Origin of the sequence: Candidatus Electronema sp. TJ (assembly GCF_048287355.1) — a bacterium.
Classification (GTDB): Bacteria; Desulfobacterota; Desulfobulbia; order Desulfobulbales; family Desulfobulbaceae; genus Electronema.
In genome coordinates this window covers 1-1,360 of sequence record NZ_JBLWEP010000153.1, presented here as the reverse complement: position 1 = coordinate 1,360, position 1,360 = coordinate 1, and the positions used below count along the sequence as shown (strand labels likewise).

Sequence of the window (1,360 nt, the reverse complement as noted above, 5' to 3'; positions counted from 1 at the left end):
TTCTGGATTTCCTGCACCACGGCATGACGCTCGGCCTTCTCGTCGCCCTCAATCTTCAGCGTGACCACCGCGTTGCGGCTATGAATGAAGAGCAAATCTTTATACAGAGCCGCCGCGTCAAATTCCAGCGGCATGGCAGCTTGGCCCTTGCCGTACACCACTGCCGGAGTCTTCTTGGCTGCCCGCATCCGCCGGCATTCGCCTTTGCCAAAAGCCGTCCGTTTGGCGGCCGACATGTTCACTTGCAGCATACTGTTCTCCCTTTCAGCAAAATATCAAGAAAAAGGCGGCAGAGCGGGCAATCAGCTCCTGCCGACGTTTTTCAGCGGAATTATCAGACAAATAGATAACTAACCGAATCTTCAGAATGAATGCGACTGATCGCCTCGCCCAGCAACTCGCCCACCGACAGCACCACGATGCGGTCGCAGCGTTCGGCCTTGTCACGCAGAGGGATGGAATTGGTCACCACCAGCGACTTGATCTCCGAGGCGTTGAGCCGGTCAATGGCCGGGCCGGAAAGCACAGCGTGCGAGCAGCAGGCGTGGACTTCTTTTGCCCCGCACTCCTTCAGCTTGGCCGCCGCGCCGCAGAGGGTGCCAGCAGTGTCCACCATGTCATCAAGCAGAATGGCGGTTCTGCCCTGCACGTTGCCGATGACATTCATCGCCTCGCACTCGTTGGCCCGCTCCCGCCGCTTGTCAATGATGGCCAAATCGGCATTGAGGCGTTTGGCGAAGGCGCGGGTGCGCTCCACGCCGCCTGCGTCCGGCGAGACCATGACCACGTCGTCATCAATGTTCTTGCGGATGTACTCCAGCATCACCGGCGCGGAATAGAGATGATCCACCGGGATGTTGAAGAATCCCTGAATCTGGCCCGCATGAAGATCCATGCACAGAGCGCGCCGTGTGCCAACGGCCATCAACATCTCCGCCACCGCCTTGGCCGTGATCGGTACACGCGGCTTGGTTTTGCGGTCTTGGCGGGCATAGCCGTAATAGGGCATGACAGCGGTGATCCGCCGCGCCGAGGCCCGACGCAGCGCGTCCACCATGATCAGCAGCTCCATCAGGTGGTCGTTGACCGGCGTGCAGGTTGGCTGAATGACAAAAACATCTGTGCCGCGCACGTTCTCGCCGATCTCCACCGAAATCTCACCGTCGCTGAACTTTTTCACTTCCGCGCTGGAAAGCGGGATGTCTAAGTAGTTGCAAATTTCGCGCGCGATTTCCGGGTTGGCGTTGCCGGTGAAGACCTTCATTACGTTGGGCATGTCAAAATCTCACATGATTCTGGCAGAAAAATGGCTGGGGCGGGAGGATTCGAACCCCCGAATGCAAGGATCAAAACCTTGTGT

1 protein-coding gene and 1 pseudogene are annotated in these 1,360 nt (G+C 58.2%); both read right to left on the bottom strand.

Annotated features, from left to right (window positions below):
- Window positions 1–251, bottom strand: a pseudogene (locus ACNKID_RS10175) (50S ribosomal protein L25); the annotation flags it as partial.
- Window positions 252–334: 83 nt separating this feature from the next.
- Window positions 335–1,276, bottom strand: a complete 942-nt coding sequence (locus ACNKID_RS10170; RefSeq protein WP_417913320.1) for a ribose-phosphate pyrophosphokinase — start codon at window positions 1,274–1,276, stop codon at window positions 335–337.
- Window positions 1,277–1,360 lie beyond the last annotated feature (84 nt).